Origin of the sequence: Nonomuraea coxensis DSM 45129 (assembly GCF_019397265.1) — a bacterium.
In the GTDB taxonomy this organism is placed as follows: Bacteria; Actinomycetota; Actinomycetes; order Streptosporangiales; family Streptosporangiaceae; genus Nonomuraea; species Nonomuraea coxensis.
In genome coordinates this window covers 2,424,695-2,440,860 of sequence record NZ_CP068985.1, presented here as the reverse complement: position 1 = coordinate 2,440,860, position 16,166 = coordinate 2,424,695, and the positions used below count along the sequence as shown (strand labels likewise).

The window sequence follows — 16,166 nt, the reverse complement described above, 5'->3', positions numbered from 1 at the left end:
GTACCGCTTCGATCATTCCACCTCCGGACTGTCGGTGGCCTCCGATAGGTTCCGTGATCAATTGATCAAGCCGTTCGCGCAGGAGCGGGCACTCCCGCCTGCCCCGCGACCGGCGAGGCAGGAGGTTACGACGTCGTGGACGCGGACGAAACCGCGTGGGAGCAGCGCAGCGTGGTGCGGGTGATCGCGCCCGTCGAGCCGCGCAAACTGGCCAAGGTGCCCTTCGTCGAGCTGGCCGACGGCCGGCTCCAGGGAGTCGTGTCGAGCGGATCCGACATCGAGCGGGTCTACGTCTCCTCCATCACCGCCGGCAGCCTGGCGATGAGCTGCAGCACCAACAACAACCGGCCCTGCGGGGCCCTGCACAGCTACGCCTGCAAGCACGTGCGCATGCTGGCCGACGAGGCGATCCTGCAGTACGGCCTCGACCGGGTGGCCCGCTACCTGCGGGTGGAGGCGGACCCCGGCACCGGGCTGAGCCTCACCGGCCCGGTCGAGCGCACGCCGGCGGCCGTCGTGTTCAGCCGGTTCCTGCGCCACCTGGCCTACCTGGAGGTCCCCGACAGCACGGAGCCACTGGCCGAGCTGCACTGGTTCCCCGCGATGGGGGCGGCGCGCTGATGGACGACCTGGTGACGAACGAGGTGAGCGGCTGATGCTCGACTTACAGCTCGCGGAGCTGACCGCCGCCGGACCCGGCGGCGTGGACGAGGCGCTCGGCCTGGTGGCCGGGTTCGACGGCGCCCTCGCGCACGGCTTCGCCCGGATCGGCGAGGAACCGGCGGCGGCCCTGGCCGCGCTGGCAGGGGCGATGGCCGGCGGGCCGCTCGGCGAGCGGGCCGCCGAGGCCGTGGACAAGGTGATCGCGGGCTCCATCGGCGACGAGCACCTGGCGGTGCTGGCCGGCGCGCGGGCCGCGCTCACCGGCGCCGCGCACGACGCCCTGCTGACCCGCCTCGACGCGGCACTCGGCCGCGCCCGCACCCCCTGGGAGGCCACCCCGGCGACCGGCGCAGTACCCCCCGGCGCCACCCCGGCGGCCGGCGCCGAGTCTTCTCCCGCCAATCTGCTGGCCGGCTGCCGGGCGTGGCTGCGCGAGCTGGCCATCGCCGGCTGGCGCGGCGTCGACCACGACGTGGTCGCCCCGTCCGACCAGGCGATCGAGGCGCTGCTCGCCGTGCCCGCGCTGCGCGGCCTCGCGGTGCTGCTCGACGGCCTGGCGGCGGAGCTGCGCGCCTCCTGCCCGGTGGGCACGATGGACCGCCTGCCCGCCCGCCGCTGGGGCGACCTGTGGACGCGCGGCCTGCTGCTCGCCCGGTCCGGCCCCTGGCACGGCGGCGCGGAGCCGGTGTCGGGCCGGCTGCTGATCCTCGGGGCCGACGTGCACGAGCACGCCACCGTGGTCCGCGTCCAGGTGCACGGCGTCCTGGAGCCCGCCGGCGGCGGCCCGGCGCGGCTGGTGCGCACCGGCGTCGCGGCCTCCAAGGTCGACACGATCGTCGGCCCTGCCGTGTGGCGGCTCATGTCCGGCCATCCGGTGCTGCTCGGCGCGCTCGCCGGGCACCGCGCGCTCGACCTCACCGACATGCCGCTGCTGCCCGGCGGCGACCTGGTGTGGCACGACGACCGCGCCGCCGCGGGAGAGGAGGCCGACCCGTTCACCACCGCCCGCGTCCTGCTCGGCGAGGCGCAGGCGGCGCCGGTCCCGCCGCTCGACCGCCACCCGGTGCGCATCGCCGAGCCGGTGCTGGCCGAGGGCTACACCGTCGACGGCGCGACGCTGGAGCTCGGGAGCGGCAGGATCGCGCTCGACCTCGACCGGCTGCCGACCGGCACCCCGCTGACGCCCGAGCTGGTGGCGGCCTCCTCCGCCTGCCTGGGCCTCGTGCGCTGGGACGGCGGCCGGTGGCTGCTGCAGCCGCTCGCCGTCCAGGCCACGGTGAAGAAGAAGCAGGTCACCGCCCACACCGGCGACTGGGCGCTCGGCCCCACCGACCCCAAGGTGGTCAAGGCCGAGGCCAAGGCCGGCGACGCGGTCGCGGTGCTGCGCGAACGGGCGGGACGGTTGCTGCGCAAATGACCACGGACAAAGAGACCGGCCGACAGATCGATCCCGACGAGACCCGCCGCCAGGTGCTCTACTGGCGGCTCATGTCCCGGCTGTTCGGCGCCGACGAGCAGCCCGCGCTGGAGAGGTCCAGCCTGGCCGTCGTCGAGGACCTCGGCCTGCCGCCGTCGCTGCTCGACCCGGGCGTCTCGGTCGACACCCTGGTCCAGCGCCACCCCGCGCTCGCCGACGAGTTCGACGACCTGCTGTCCGACAAGGAGCACGAGGCGGGCGGCGAGGTCCGCCGCGCCGCGCTGGTCTCCAAGCTGCTGCTCAACGTCTTCTGCACCGGCACGGGCAATGTCACGGCCGCGCAGCTCGAACGCTGGAAACGGGACGCCGGCTGGTTCAGCAAGGGCCGCGGCACCGAGTCCGGCGGACGCGGCCACAGCCCCGGCGACGACGAGGTGGCCGCCGTGCTCGCCATGATCGAGGGCGACCTGGTCAAGCGCATGCGCCTGCGCGAGGTGCTGGCCGACCCCAACCTGGCGCGGCAGCTCACGCCGAGCATGTCGCTCATAGAGCAGCTCCTGCGCGACAAGCACAACCTGTCGGGCGTGGCGCTGGCCAACGCCAAGGCGCTGATCCGCAGGTTCGTGGACGAGGTCGCCGAGGTGCTGCGCACCCAGGTCGAGAAGACCAGCGTGGGCGTCATCGACCGGTCGGTGCCGCCGAAGCGGGTCTTCCGCAACCTCGACCTCGACCGGACCATCTGGAAGAACCTCACCAACTGGAGCCCCGAGGACCAGCGGCTCTACGTCGACCGGCTCTTCTACAAGCACACCGCACGCCGCACCACCCCGGCCCGGCTGATCGTGGTCGTCGACCAGTCGGGCTCGATGGTGGACGCGATGGTCAACTGCACGATCCTGGCCTCCATCTTCGCCGGGCTGCCCAAGGTGGACGTGCACCTCGTCGCGTACGACACCCGGGCGCTCGACCTCACCCCGTGGGTGGCCGACCCGTTCGAGGTGCTGCTGCGCACCACGCTCGGCGGCGGCACCGACGGCACGGTCGCGATGGCGCTGGCCCGCCCCAAGATCGCCGATCCGCGCAACACCGTCATGGTGTGGATCAGCGACTTCTACGACAACCGCTCGCTGATCACCGACTTCGAGGCCGTCCACCGCTCCGGGGTGAAGTTCATCCCCGTGGGCTCGGTCAGCAGCTCCGGCCACCAGAGCGTCGACCCGTGGTTCCGCCAGAAGCTCAAGGACCTGGGCACCCCGGTGCTCTCCGGTCACATCCGCAAGCTCGTCTTCGAGCTCAAGAACTTCCTCACCTAGGAGACCCGCTGATGAGTGACATGCTGCGCGCCCCCGCAGAGGTCAAGTACGCCGACGAGCTCGACTACCTGGAGTCCGTCGACGACGGCCCGAAGCCGTTCTCGTGGCGGCTCAGCCCCAAGATGATCCGGCTGTTCATCCTCGGCTCCGAGCGCGCCGACGGACTCGACCGCGAGATCCCCCAGAAGTGGTTCGGCGACCGCAGCTTCGTCGAGCGCAGCATCGTGACGCTCGCCTCCGACCGGGGCCTGCTGCTGATCGGCGACCCGGGCACCGGCAAGAGCTGGCTGGCCGAGCTGCTGGCCGCGGCCATCTGCCGCAACTCGACGCTCGTGGTGCAGGGCACCGCCGGCACGACCGAGGACCACATCAAGTACTCGTGGAACGTGTCCATGGTCATCGCCAAGGGCCAGTCGCGGCAGTCGATGATCCCCTCGCCGATCATGACGGCCATGGAGGGCGGCGTCATCGGCCGCTTCGAGGAGCTGACCCGCTCGACCAGCGACGTCCAGGACGCGCTGATCTCGATCCTGTCGGAGAAGTACGTCTCCATCCCCGAACTGGACGACGACAACATCGTCTTCGCCCAGCCCGGCTTCTCCATCATCGCGACGGCCAACAGCCGCGACCGGGGCGTCAACGACCTGTCGTCCGCGCTGAAGCGCCGCTTCAACTTCGTGCGCATCCCGGTGGTGACGAACAAGAAGAGCGAGGAGGAGATCGTCCGCTTCCGTACCGAAGAGCTGCTGCGGCGGCACCGGATCGAGCTCGACCTGCCGCCGACGCTGCTCGACATCCTGCTGCAGAGCTTCGCCGACCTGCGCTCGGCGGCGGCCTCGGCCACCAGCGACGACGAGCGGCTGGAGTCGGCGCTGTCCACGGCCGAGCAGATCGGCGTGCTGGAGGACGCGATCCTGCACAGCCACTTCTTCGGCGACCGGGTGCTGCGCGCCCAGACGCTCGCCGGGTCGCTGGTCGGCTCGCTGGCCCGGCGCAGCCCCGAGGACCTCGCGATACTCAACAAGTACCTGCACGGCGTGGTCGAGCCGCGCGGCAAGAAGGACGGCGGGCCGTGGCAGGAGTTCCTCGAGGGCGGCCGCGAGGCCATCGCGACCCTGTCATGAGTAAGCCTGTCATGAGCGAGCCCGTCATGAGCGAGCCTGTCACGAGCGCCTTCGACCCGCTCAGGGAGCAGCTCGCGGGGGCCGCGCGGGAGTTCGGCGGCGACGCCGTCTCGGCGCTGCTCACCGGCATGGTCGACGACGTGGACCGGGCGTTGCGCGAGGAGCTGGAGATCTTCCCGGTCTGCCACCACTCGCCGGCCTCGGCGCTGGCGATGGTGCGCAGGCTGCGCGACAAGCAGCCGAAGGTCATCTATCTGGAGCTGTGCGAGGACCTCCAGCCGCTGCTCACCGAGCTGCGCAACTGCCGGCTGCCGGTGGCTGTGCAGGCGTTCGCCACCCACCTCGACGGGTTCCCGCAGGAGTGGGCGCCGCTGAGCGTGGTGGCGCCGATCACCGAGGCGTCGGCCGAGTACCAGGCGATCGCGTACGCGCTGGAGACGCCCGGCGTGGAGCTGGTGCTGGTCGACCGCTCCACCGACCACGTCTTCCAGTGGGCCGAGAAGGAGGACGCGCCCGAGGGCGAGCACGCCCGCCCGCAGGGCGAGGAGGCGGGGCTGCACGGCGACGCGGTCGGCGTCGAGATCGGCGACCTGCGTCCCCGCTTCGCCGAGCTGGAGGAGCACCTGCTGCACCACGGCAAGGTGCGCCACTGGTCGGAGTGGTGGGACCAGTACGTCGAGCAGCCCCTGTCCGGCGCGGACCACGACACCTACCGCCAGGTGATGACGCTCATCGGCAGCCTGTTCCGCCGGCTGAGCCGCGACCCGGCCCGGCTGGCGGCCGACGAGGACCGCGAGCGCTACATGTGGACGAGGATGCGCGAGCACCTGGCGGCCACCGGTGCCGATCCCGCCGACTGCCTGTACGTGTGCGGCGCCTTCCACGCCGCCAGCCCCGTCGAGCAGTTCGGCGTGCGCTCCACGGCGCCTTTCACGATCACCCCGCGCACCGGCACCACCTGGCTGTACGGGCTCATCCCCTCCAGCCACTCGGCCATCGAGGCGCAGTTCGGGCTGGCCTCGGGGTCGGTGTCGATCGCGGCGGCGACGTGGGCGAAGGCGGTCAAGCGCGACGGGCTGACGCCGTACCGGCTCGCGGGGCAGAAGGGGGCCCGCAAGGCAGCGGTCCGCAAGCCCGCGCCGGCCCCCGGCAGGGGTCCGGCCGCCGACCGGCTCACGGGCTTCCTGTCCCGGCCGCCCGTGCTCGACGCGCTGGACGAGGCCGAGCTGCTCGGCTGGTGCGTGGACATCGTCCGCCTGGCCCGCCGCAACGGCTATCTCGCCAGCACGGCGGACGCGATCGCGGTGTTCGAGACGTCGATCCTGCTGGCCGGGATGCGTGGCCGGGCCCGGCCCACCCCGTACGACTTCCAGGACGCGGCCGTCACCTGCATCGAGAAGGACGTGGTGCCCGGCCGCAGGGACGTCGCCCGGCTGTGCGAGATCCTGCTCGGCAGTGACCGGGTCGGCTCGGTGGGCTACGACGCGCTGCCCCCGCTGGCCAGGAACGTCCTCGACCGTCTCGCCCCGCTCGGGCTCGACCTGGAGAAGCGCACGATCCAGCGGGCCCTGCTCGACCTGCGCGCCGATCCCGCGCTCGGGCCCTGCTCCGACCTGCTGTGGATGCTGCGCTACCTGCTGCCGCCCGAGGCCGTACGGCCCATCATGGGTGAGCGGCGGCTCGGGGAGCGCTCGATCCAGGAGAGCTGGGACCTCGCGCTCGGCAAGCACCAGCGTTCGCTCATCGAGCTCGGCTACGACGGCGTGACCGTCGAGCAGGTGCTGGAGCAGCGGCTGCGGCGGCGGGTCTGGGCTCCGGAGGCGACGGCGGCGGTCGCGCTGGCGGCGGTCGAGGACGCCGTCCTCTACCTCGGCAGCCGGCGCTTCGCCGACGAGCTGGGGGCGCGGGCGGTGGAGCTGCTGTCGGCGGAGCGGAGCGCGGACGACGCGCCCGAGGTGCTGCGCCGCATCCGGCGGCTGCTGGCCTACTACCGGGCGCACGAGCCCGAGCTGCCGGCGTGGTGCGAGGAGTTCGCCACCGCCGGTTACGCCCACTACTGCACGCTGCTGCCGACGGCGTTCGTCGATGACGACACCGGCGTGCGGCAGGTGGGGGCGATGCTCGGGTTCCTGTTCTCGATGGAGAGCCTGGCGCTCGCGCTGGGCTGCGACCGGGCGCAGCTCGAACTGGCGGTGCGGCAGTCGCATCCGGAGGCGCCGGCGAAGGTGGCGCTGCTGTGGGCGGCGCGCACCCAGCTCGGGCTGCTGACCGTGGCGGAGCTGCGGGAGCGGTGCGACGAGCTGCTGGGCAACCCGCTGGTGGTGCCGTCGTTCCCGCAGTACATCATGGGGTTCGTGCAGGCGATGGAGCCGGTGCCGGCGCTGTCGGGGTTCGTGGTGGAGGTGATCTCCAAGGCGTTCGGCCGGCTGCCCGACTCGGTGCTGCTGCCGTGGCTGCCGAAGCTGATCACGACGTTGCGGGCCGAGGCGGCGGAGCTGATGCCCGCCCTGGTGCGTGAGGCGGGCCGCACGTTCCCCGGCTCGCTGGCCGGGGTCGACTCCTGGACGCCGCCCTGGTCCTCCCAGCCCGCCCCTGCTCCCGGCCTCGTGTCCCGCCCGGCCGCCGCGCCTTCTGGCCCGGCCGCCGAGCTGCTGTCCACGCACCGCACGGCCTGCGACGCGGTCGCGGTCCTGCTCGGGTGCGAGCCCACGTGGCAGGCCGCGGGCGCCTCGCCCGCGTCCCCCGCGGCCCTTCTCCTGACCGCTCATCCCGAGCCGGTCGAGGCCCTGGCCGCCCTGCTCGCCTGAGCGCCCGCCCCTGACCCGCCCGCCTGCGTGCCGGGCGGGCCGGGGGCGGCGCTACGGGAGGGGGAGGACGGCGGCGGCCTCGACCTCGACGAGCTGGCCGGGGTAGCCGAGCACCGTCACGCCGAGCAGCGTGCTGGGCACGTCGTGCCCGTCCATGTGCTCGCGGTAGACCTTCCATGCGGTCACCAGGTCGGCGCGGTCGGCCGAGGCGACGTACACGGTGGTCTTGACGAGGTCGGTGAGTGCGGCGCCGGCGGCGGCGAGCGCGTCGGCGAGGTTGCGCATCACCTGGTGGGTCTGCCCGGCGACGTCACCTGGGCAGACGGTCGCGCCGTCGGCGTCGAGCGGGCAGGCGCCGGCCGCCCAGACGGCGCGCATCGGCACGTCGGCGACCGCCGCGTACGCGTACTCGGTGGGAGCAAGACTGACATCCCGGATCAACCGGACACCTTGCGTCATGGAGTCAGACCCTAGTGGCCCGGCCAGGATTTTCGCACCGGAATTATTGACGCCTCCGCAGGTTGAGGTTACGGTCGTCTCACAACTAAAAGGAAACTTTCCTAATAGTTTCCTGGCATCCCACCCCCCACACGCCCCCAACGGATGTCGGAGCGACATGAGAAACAAGATCCTCGCCTGCCTGGCGGCGCTCGCGCTGCCGCTCACCGCCGTCGCCGTGGCGCCGCCCGCCGCCTACGGCATCGCCATGGCCGCCGCCTGGGCCCCCTGGACCGCCTACGCCACCGGCGCCGTCGTCACCTACAACGGCGTCGACTACGTCTGTCTCCAGGGCCACACCTCCCAGCCCGGCTGGGAGCCCCCGAACGTCCCCGCCCTGTGGAAGGTCTCCTCGGGCGGCGGCACCGACACGACCGCGCCGTCCGTGCCGGGCAACCTGCACTCGACCGGCGTCACCAGCAGCAGCGTCTCCCTCGCCTGGAACGCCTCCACCGACAACGTCGCCGTCACCGGCTACGAGGTCTACCGCGGCACCACCCTCGTCACCACCGTCACCGGCACCACCCACACCGACACCGGCCTGACCGCGAACACCAGCTACACCTACACCGTCCGCGCCCGCGACGCCGCCGGCAACCGCAGCGCCGCCAGCGCCGCCACCACCGCCACCACCTCGAACGGCGGCGGAGGCGGCGGGGACAAGGTGCTCGGCTACTTCGTCCAGTGGGGCGTCTACCAGCGCGGTTACCACGTCAAGAACATCGACACGAGCGGCTCGGCCGCCAAGCTGACGCACATTAACTACGCCTTCGGCAACGTGACGAACGGCCAGTGCGCGATCGGCGACAGCTACGCCGACTACGACCGCTTCTACCAGGCGGGCGAGAGCGTGGACGGCGTCGCCGACACCTGGGACGCCGGCGCGCTGCGCGGCAGCTTCAACCAGCTCCGCAAGCTGAAGAAGAAGTACCCGAACCTGAAGGTGCTGTTCTCCTTCGGCGGCTGGACCTGGTCGGGCGGCTTCGCCCAGGCCGCGCAGAACCCGGCCGCGTTCGCCGAGTCCTGCTACCGGCTGGTGGAGGACCCGCGCTGGGCGGACGTCTTCGACGGCATCGACATCGACTGGGAGTACCCGAACGCCTGCGGCCTCACCTGTGACAGCAGCGGCCCGGCGGCGTTCAGGAACCTCATGTCGGCGCTGCGCTCGCGCTTCGGCTCCGGCAACCTGGTGACCGCCGCCATCACCGCCGACGGCACGAACGGCGGCAAGATCGACGCGGCCGACTACGGCGGCGCCGCCCAGTACGTCGACTGGTACAACGTCATGACCTACGACTACTTCGGCGCCTTCGCCCCGCAGGGCCCGACGGCCCCGCACTCCCCGCTCACCTCCTACGCCGGCATCCCGACGGCCGGCTTCCACTCCGACGCCGCGATCCAGAAGCTGAAGGGCAAGGGCGTGCCGGCGAGCAAGCTGCTGCTCGGCATCGGCTTCTACGGCCGCGGCTGGACGGGAGTCACGCAGGCCGCGCCGGGCGGCACGGCCACGGGCCCGGCGCCGGGCACGTACGAGCAGGGCATCGAGGACTACAAGGTGCTCAAGACCCGCTGCCCGTCCACCGGCACGGTGGCCGGCACCGCCTACGCCTACTGCGGTAACCAGTGGTGGAGCTACGACACGCCGGCCACGATCGGCGGCAAGATGAGCTACTCGAAGAACCAGGGCCTGGGCGGCGCGTTCTTCTGGGAGCTCAGCGGCGACACCGCCAACGCCGAGCTTCTCACGGCCATGAGGAACGGCCTGGGCTGACGCCCGGCCGGGTGAGAGGGACCGGCCCGCACCGCACGGCGGGCCGGTCTCCGCCTGTCAGGCCGCCGAAAGCTCGGCCACCTGCTCGGGGGTGAGCGACACGGCCGCGGCGCCCATGTTCTCCTCCAGGTGGGCGAGGGACGAGGTGCCGGGGATCGCGACGAGGGCCGGGGAGCGGGCCAGCAGCCAGGCCAGGCTGACCTGGGCGGGCGTGGCCCCGGCGGCGCGGGCCACGTGGTCGACGGGGCCGCCGGGCGCGGCCAGCCGGCCCTTGGCGATGGGCGTGTAGGCGATGAAGGCGAGGCCCTGCGCCGCGCAGTGGTCGAGCACGTCCTCGGAGGCGCGCAGGGTGAGGTTGTAGCGGTTCTGGACGCTCGCGATCTCCACGACCCGCCGGGCCTGCTCCAGTTGCGCGACGGTGACCTCCGACAGCCCGATCGCGGCGATCTTGCCCTCGTCGCGCAGCGCCTTGAGCTCGCCGACCTGGTCCTCCAGCGGCACCTCGGGGTCGACGCGGTGGAGCTGGAGCAGGTCGAGCCGGTCCACGCCGAGCCGGCGCAGGCTCATCTCGACCTCCTGCCGCAGGTACGCCGGCCGCCCCACGGGATGCCACTCCCCCGGCCCGGTGCGCACGAACCCGGCCTTGGTCGCGATCGTCACGTGCTCCGGGTACGGGTGCAGCGCCTCGCGGATGATCTCCTCGTTGACGTAGGGGCCGTAGGAGTCGGCGGTGTCGATGAAGTCGGCGCCGAGCTCGACGGCCCGGCGCAGGACGCGCACGCACGCCGCACGGTCCTCGGGCGGCCCCCACACGCCGGGGCCGGTGAGGCTCATCGCGCCGAAACCCAGGCGGTGCACGGTCCGGCCACCGATGGTCAACGTTCCGTGATGCAACAGAGACATCCCCAATCTTCTTATTTGCGTACCAGCAGGTGCACATAGCAGGCTTCACCATTGAGCTCGGCAAGGCCGCTACCCGTTCTGACATTCCCCTGCTCGGCCCTGGCCCCCATTCGTATGATCACGGGGTGCAGCTTCGGTACAACGTTCGTCTCTATCCGACCGCCGGTCAGCGTCAGGCACTGACCAAGGCGTTCGGGTGCGCGCGGACGGTGTACAACGACGCTCTGCGCGTGAGGGAGCAAGCCCGCGCGGGCGGCCTGCCGTACGTCTCGGACGCCGAGTTGTCCAGGCGGGTCATCACGCAGGCGAAGAAGACGCCGGAGCGCGCCTGGCTGGGTGAGGTTTCGGCGGTGGTGCTGCAGCAGGCGCTGGCGGATGTGAACACCGCCTACCGGAACTTCTTCTCCTCGCTCGCCGGCAAGCGCAAAGGGCCGAAGATCGCCGCGCCCCGGTTTCGGTCGCGCAAGGACCGGCGGCAGGCGGTCCGGTTCACCCGCAACGCCCGGTTCTCGATCACGGCGAGCGGGAAGCTGCGCCTGCCGAAGATCGGGGACGTGGACGTGCGCTGGTCGCGGGACCTGCCGTCGGAGCCTTCGTCGGTGACGGTGATCAAGGACGCGGCGGGCCGGTACTTCGCCTCGTTCGTGGTCGAGGCCGGCGACGAGCCGTTGCCGGAGACGGCCGGCGAGGTCGGCATCGACCTGGGGCTGACGCATTTCGCGGTGCTGTCGGACGGCCGGAAGATCGGCAATCCCCGGTTCCTGCGCCGCGCCGAACGCCGCTTGAAGAAGGCGCAGCGGGCCTTGTCGCGCAAGGCGAAGGGGTCGAAAAACCGCGAGAAGGCCGTCGTCCAGGTTGCCCGCGTGCACGCGAAGGTGGCCGATGCGCGCCGGGACTTCGCCCACAAGCTGTCCACACAGATCATCCGTGAGAACCAAACGGTGGTCGTGGAGGACCTGTGCGTGAAGGGCCTGGCCCGCACGAAGCTGGCGAAGTCCGTCCATGATGCGGGCTGGTCGCGGTTCGTCGGGATGCTCGCCTACAAGGCCGCCCGCCACGGCCGTGTCTTCGTGCGGATCGACCGTCCGCCGGACGGGCGGACAGGCTAAACGCCTGCGGAGGGACCGTAAGACCCGCCGCCTGACGGAGGGCAGGACCCGGGGAAACAGGAAGCCACAGAGGTGCCGCACACGCGGCACGGGCTGAACCGCCCGGCCTTGGCGGCCGGGGAGCGCGTCAACACAGCGTCTGCGACACACACACGACCGAGGGGCCGCCGACGCGGCGAGCTGACCCCCGCGGACGGCGGGAACGCCGGGTTCCCGCCGTCCGTCCGATCATGGCCGCTGGTGGCCGATCCGGACCGGCTTCGGGCCGCGCAGCCGTACCTCCGGGTCGGTCATCGCCTGGTGCGGGGCCAGGCGGGCGGCGGCCGGCTCGATCTCCGGCGCGGCCCCCTCGGCCTCGGCGATCCGCCGCGCCAGCCGCTCCCGCAGCCCCGCCGCGACCTCGGCGTGCGACGGGTAGCCCGCCAGGTTCACCAGCTCGTACGGATCGTTCTCCAGGTCGTGGAGCGCCTGCTCCCGGTAGCGGCCGGCGGCCGGATCGTCCCACGGGTCGGCGTCCTCGGCGACCGCGTAGTACTTCCACCGCGACGTGCGGATGCCGCGCCCCACCTCGGACTCGCTGACCTGGAAGAACACCTCCTCCGGCCAGTCGGCGCGGGCGTCGCGCAGCAGCGGCAGGAACGAGCGGCCCTGCATCTCCTCCGGCACCGGCAGCCCGGCCGCCGCGAGCAGCGTCGGCGGCAGGTCGAGGGTGCTGACCGGGCGGGCGATCGCGCCGCCGCCGTCGAAGCCGGGGCCGCGCAGCGCCAGCGGCACCCGCAGCGAGGCGTCGTGGCAGGAGCGTTTGTACTCGGCGTTGCGGGTCTTGAAGTGGTTGCCGTGGTCGGAGGTGTAGGCCACGATCGTCTCCTCCAGCAGGCCGAGGCTGCGCAGGGCGTCCAGCAGCCGCCCCAGCCCCTCGTCCAGGCGCTTGACCTGGCCCAGGTAGCCGCCCAGGTGCCGGTGGGCGGTGCCGCCGAGCGCGGCGAGGTCCGGCGGCAGCCAGGTGCCCTGGTAACGCTCCTCGTAGCCGTCGGGCGCCGGATAGCTGTCCACCTCGTTCTGGTGGTGCGGCTCCAGGAGCGACAGGAACAGGAAGAACGGCTCGTCGTGGTGGTCGGCGACGAACCTGACGGCGGCGTCCACGAGCGCGTCTGAGCGGTAGCCGGGCAGCAGGACGGGCTCGCCCGCCTCGTCGAACACGATCGTGCGGTAGGCGTCGGAGGTGTGCTCCAGCGCGTTCGCGCCGAGCCACGACCGGTAGCCGCCGCGCTGCTCCTCCGGCACCGGCTCCGCGCCGGCCAGGTGCCACTTGCCGATGTAGCCGGTGGCGTAGCCGGCCGCGCCGAAGTGGTGCGCGAGCGTGCGCTCCTCCGGCGGCAGCACGCGGCCGTTGCGGTGGACGCCGGTCGTGGTCGGGTAGCGGCCCGTCTGCAGCGCGGCGCGGGCCGGCGCGCACACCGGCTGCGGGGTGAGCGCGACCGTGGCCTGGGTGCCGTGCCTGGCCATCCGGTCGAGGTTGGGGGTGAGCGGGCCGACGGTGTCCCACCGCTGCTGGTCGGTGAGGACGACGATCACGTTCGGACGCACGACGAAGAACTCCCTATTTGAGGCCGGTCAGGGCGATGCCCCGGACGAAGTGACGCTGGGTGAGGACGAACAGCACGGCGGTGGGGACGAAGAGGATCACCGAGCCCGCCGCCGTCAGGTGCCACAGCGTGAAGTACTCCTGGTTGAACAGGGTCAGCCCGACCGGGATGGTCCGCATCTCGGGCGTGGTGGTGGCGACCAGCGGCCACAGGAACTCGTTCCACTGGAAGACGAAGGTGAACAGCCCGAGCACGGCGAGCGCCGGCCGGGTCTGCGGCAGGATGACGCTGCGGTAGACGCGCAGCTCGGAGGCGCCGTCGATGCGGGCGGCGTGGATGAGGTCGTCGGGGATGGGCTGGATGAACTGCCGCATGAGGAAGATCCCGAACGCGTCCATGAGGAACGGCGTGACCAGCCCCTGGTAGGTGTTCAGCCAGCCGAGGTTGGCCATGAGCACGTACAGGGGGATCATCCGCACGAAGAACGGCACCATGAGCGTGGCCAGCAGCGCCACGAACAGCGTGTCGCGCAGCGGGAAGCGGAACTTGGCGAAGACGTACCCGACGAGCGGGTCGAACAGCAGGTGCGCCAGCGTGATCGCGCCCGCCACGACCAGGCTGTTGACGATGAAGTCGCCGAACGGCGCCCGCGTGAACAGCTCGGCGTAGTTGCCCCACTGGGGCGAGTCCGGCACCAGCACGGCGTCGGCCGCCAGCGTCTCGGCCTCGGTCTGCAGCGACAGCGACACCATGTAGAGCAGCGGCAGCACGGTGACCAGGCCGGACAGCCCGAGCAGGGCGTAGAGCAGGGTCCTGCGCATCAGTACGTCACCTCCCCGCGCCGCCCCGCCCTGAGCTGCACCAGCGTGAACGCGACGATCACCACGAGCAGCAGCACCGACTGCGCCGAGGAGTAGCCGAAGTCGCGGGTGCGGAAGGCGACGTTGAAGATGTGGAAGACCGACAGGTCGGTGGCGTCGCCCGGCCCGCCGTTGGTGATGATGTACGCCTGCCCGAACGCCTGCAGCCCCGAGATCACCGCCATCACCGAGACGAACAGCGTCGTCGGCGCCAGCAGCGGCAGCGTGATCCGCCAGAACCGCCGCCAGGCGTCCGCGCCGTCGATCCGCGCGGCCTCGTGGTAGGTCTCGGGGATGCCCTGGAGCCCGGCCAGGAACAGCACCATCGTGTAGCCGACGCTCTGCCACAGCGTGACGCCGGCGATGGTGAGCAGCGGCGCGGTGTTGAGCCACTGCTGGCCGGGCAGCCCGAGCCCGTCCAGCACCCGGTTGAGCACGCCCAGCTCGGGGTCGAGGATGTTGCGCCAGAGCAGCCCGACGATCGCGACCGACGTCAGGTACGGCACCAGCAGCAGCACCCGGAACACCACCCGCCCCCTGAGCGGCTGGTCCAGGGCCAGCGCGAGCGCCAGCCCGAGCACGATCGAGCCGATCACCACCATGACCGCGAACGCCACCGTGACCAGGAACGAGTGCCGCACCGCCGGATCGCCGAGCGCCTGGGCGTAGTTGCCGAGCCCGGCCCACTGGTCGGCCTGCGGTCCTGTGCGGAGGCTGGTCGCGACCACGTTGCCGATCGGCAGGTAGAAGAACGCGGCGAAGAACAGGATCGCCGGGAGCAGGAAGAGGTAGGCGGTGCGGGCGTAGCGGCCCGCCAGGGTGCGCGGGGTCCTGACGCTCACGTGAGGAAGCCCTCGGCGGTCCTGGTGAAGGCCGCGAGGGCCTCGGCGGCCGGCTGGTTCTGGATGAGCACCTGCTGGTACATGACCTTGAGCTGCTCGTCCCACTTGCCGAGCTGCCCGGTCAGGCGCACCTGCTGGGAGGAGTCCTGGGCGGTGGCGAGCGCGTCGGCGAAGACCTTGGTGACCGGGTCCGACTGCACCTCGGGCAGCTCCGCCCAGGACTTGCGCGGCATGAGCATGCCGGTCTCCGCGGTGGCGGCCCGCTCCACCTCGGCCGCCGTGACGCGCTTGACGAAGTCCCAGGACAGCTCGGGCCGGGCGGCCCTGGCGGGCACGAACAGACTGACCCCGGCCGCCTGCGTGGCCCGCGTCCGGTGCTTCAGCGGCGGCGCGACGCCCAGCTCCAGGTCGGGGCTGGTCTTCCTGATGGGGTCGAGGTCCCAGGGGCCGGTGAGGATCATGGCGGCGCGCCCGGCGGAGAACAGCTTCTGCGGGCCCGAGTAGTCGGTGCTCGACACCGGCACCGGCGCGACCTTGTGCTTGTGGACGAGGTCGGCCTGGAACTGCAGCGCCTCGACGGCGGCCTCCCTCGGGCCCATGATCTCGCCGGTCGCCGGGTCGTACGGGGTGACGCCGGCCTGGATCAGCCACGGCCACACGTAGGTGGGGTCCTGGTTGAGCGCGACGCCGTACACGCCGTCCCTGGTGAGCTTCCGCGCGGCGGCCAGGAACTCCTCCCAGGTCGTCGGCGCCTCCAGCCCGGCCTCGCGCAGCATGCCCCGGTTGTGGAAGAGCGTGTTGCAGGTGAGGTGGAGCTGAACGCCGTACACCTTGCCCTGGTAGGAGTTGCGCTCGACGGTCACCGGCTGCCAGTCGGCGGGGAAGCCCATCGCCTGGCCGTCGCGGTCGACGAAGTCCTGCAGGGAGCGGGCGTTGCCGGAGATCGCGAACTCCTGCACCCACCCGCCGGGCTCCTCCACCAGGTCGGGCACGGTCCCGGAGGCGAAGTCGGCCAGCAGCCGGGTGCGCAGGTCGGGCCACTGGTACTTCTGCAGATTGACCTTGACCTTGTTGGCCTGCTCGAACTCGGCGATGACCTTGCGGTAGGCCTGGTAGTCGTGGCCGGCGTTCCAGTAGACGGTGAACGTGCCCGGCGCGGCGGCGGACGGCGCCGGCGGCGCGCCCGCGCAGGCGGACAGCACCGGCGCCGCGGCGGCGGCCCCGGCGAGGCGGATCAGGTCACGGCGGTTGAGAGTGGGGGACATCTCGCGTT

12 protein-coding genes and 1 pseudogene are annotated in these 16,166 nt (G+C 72.0%); 7 read left to right on the top strand and 6 right to left on the bottom strand.

The genetic code is table 11. The features are described from left to right. Positions 1-135: 135 nt before the first annotated feature. The 5 genes from Nocox_RS11635 to Nocox_RS11615 are packed head-to-tail and all read left to right on the top strand — an operon-like array spanning position 136 to position 7,324. Positions 136-621 (top strand): hypothetical protein, encoded by a 486-nt coding sequence (locus tag Nocox_RS11635; RefSeq protein WP_020545895.1) that lies wholly within the window; start codon positions 136-138, stop codon positions 619-621. 34 nt (positions 622-655) lie between these two features. Then, positions 656-2,080 (top strand): hypothetical protein, encoded by a 1,425-nt coding sequence (locus Nocox_RS11630; RefSeq protein ID WP_020545894.1) that lies wholly within the window; start codon positions 656-658, stop codon positions 2,078-2,080. Further along, positions 2,077-3,393 (top strand): VWA domain-containing protein, encoded by a 1,317-nt coding sequence (locus Nocox_RS11625; RefSeq protein ID WP_020545893.1) that lies wholly within the window; start codon positions 2,077-2,079, stop codon positions 3,391-3,393. Before Nocox_RS11630 ends, Nocox_RS11625 begins: the two co-directional genes overlap by 4 nt. A gap of 8 nt (positions 3,394-3,401) precedes the next feature. After that, the gene (locus Nocox_RS11620) at positions 3,402-4,517 is read left to right on the top strand and encodes an ATP-binding protein (RefSeq protein ID WP_211212787.1); all 1,116 of its coding nucleotides are present in this window, start codon (positions 3,402-3,404) and stop codon (positions 4,515-4,517) included. Positions 4,518-4,543: 26 nt separating this feature from the next. Continuing rightward, positions 4,544-7,324, top strand: coding sequence for a DUF5682 family protein (locus tag Nocox_RS11615; protein ID WP_033410608.1), 2,781 nt, complete (start codon positions 4,544-4,546; stop codon positions 7,322-7,324). Between the two features lie 51 nt (positions 7,325-7,375). On the opposite strand, the gene Nocox_RS11610 is transcribed toward Nocox_RS11615, so the two are convergent. Continuing rightward, a complete protein-coding gene (locus Nocox_RS11610; protein WP_026214907.1) occupies positions 7,376-7,783 on the bottom strand; it encodes a RidA family protein in 408 nt (135 codons plus the stop codon). Between the two features lie 157 nt (positions 7,784-7,940). On the opposite strand from Nocox_RS11610, the gene Nocox_RS11605 reads away from it, so the two are divergent. Beyond that, a complete protein-coding gene (locus tag Nocox_RS11605; RefSeq protein ID WP_020545889.1) occupies positions 7,941-9,593 on the top strand; it encodes a glycosyl hydrolase family 18 protein in 1,653 nt (550 codons plus the stop codon). Positions 9,594-9,650: 57 nt separating this feature from the next. Here Nocox_RS11605 and Nocox_RS11600 read toward each other — a convergent pair whose 3' ends face one another. Further along, entirely contained in the window at positions 9,651-10,496 is an 846-nt protein-coding gene (locus Nocox_RS11600; protein ID WP_026214906.1) for an aldo/keto reductase, read from the bottom strand. 125 nt (positions 10,497-10,621) lie between these two features. Between Nocox_RS11600 and Nocox_RS11595 the strand changes: the two are divergent. Then, a pseudogene (locus Nocox_RS11595) lies at positions 10,622-11,640 on the top strand (RNA-guided endonuclease InsQ/TnpB family protein). Between the two features lie 193 nt (positions 11,641-11,833). Here Nocox_RS11595 and Nocox_RS11590 read toward each other — a convergent pair. The 4 genes from Nocox_RS11590 to Nocox_RS11575 are packed head-to-tail and all read right to left on the bottom strand — an operon-like array spanning position 11,834 to position 16,158. Beyond that, positions 11,834-13,192: a sulfatase family protein gene (locus Nocox_RS11590; RefSeq protein ID WP_020545886.1), complete on the bottom strand. Its 1,359-nt coding sequence runs from the start codon at positions 13,190-13,192 to the stop codon at positions 11,834-11,836. A 13-nt stretch (positions 13,193-13,205) separates the two neighbouring features. Further along, complete coding sequence (locus Nocox_RS11585; protein WP_020545885.1) at positions 13,206-14,012, bottom strand: carbohydrate ABC transporter permease; 807 nt, start codon at positions 14,010-14,012, stop codon at positions 13,206-13,208. Further along, complete coding sequence (locus tag Nocox_RS11580) at positions 14,012-14,893, bottom strand: carbohydrate ABC transporter permease (RefSeq protein ID WP_020545884.1); 882 nt, start codon at positions 14,891-14,893, stop codon at positions 14,012-14,014. The genes Nocox_RS11585 and Nocox_RS11580 overlap by 1 nt, the downstream gene beginning before the upstream one ends. Continuing rightward, positions 14,890-16,158, bottom strand: coding sequence for an ABC transporter substrate-binding protein (locus tag Nocox_RS11575; RefSeq protein ID WP_020545883.1), 1,269 nt, complete (start codon positions 16,156-16,158; stop codon positions 14,890-14,892). Before Nocox_RS11575 ends, Nocox_RS11580 begins: the two co-directional genes overlap by 4 nt. Positions 16,159-16,166 lie beyond the last annotated feature (8 nt).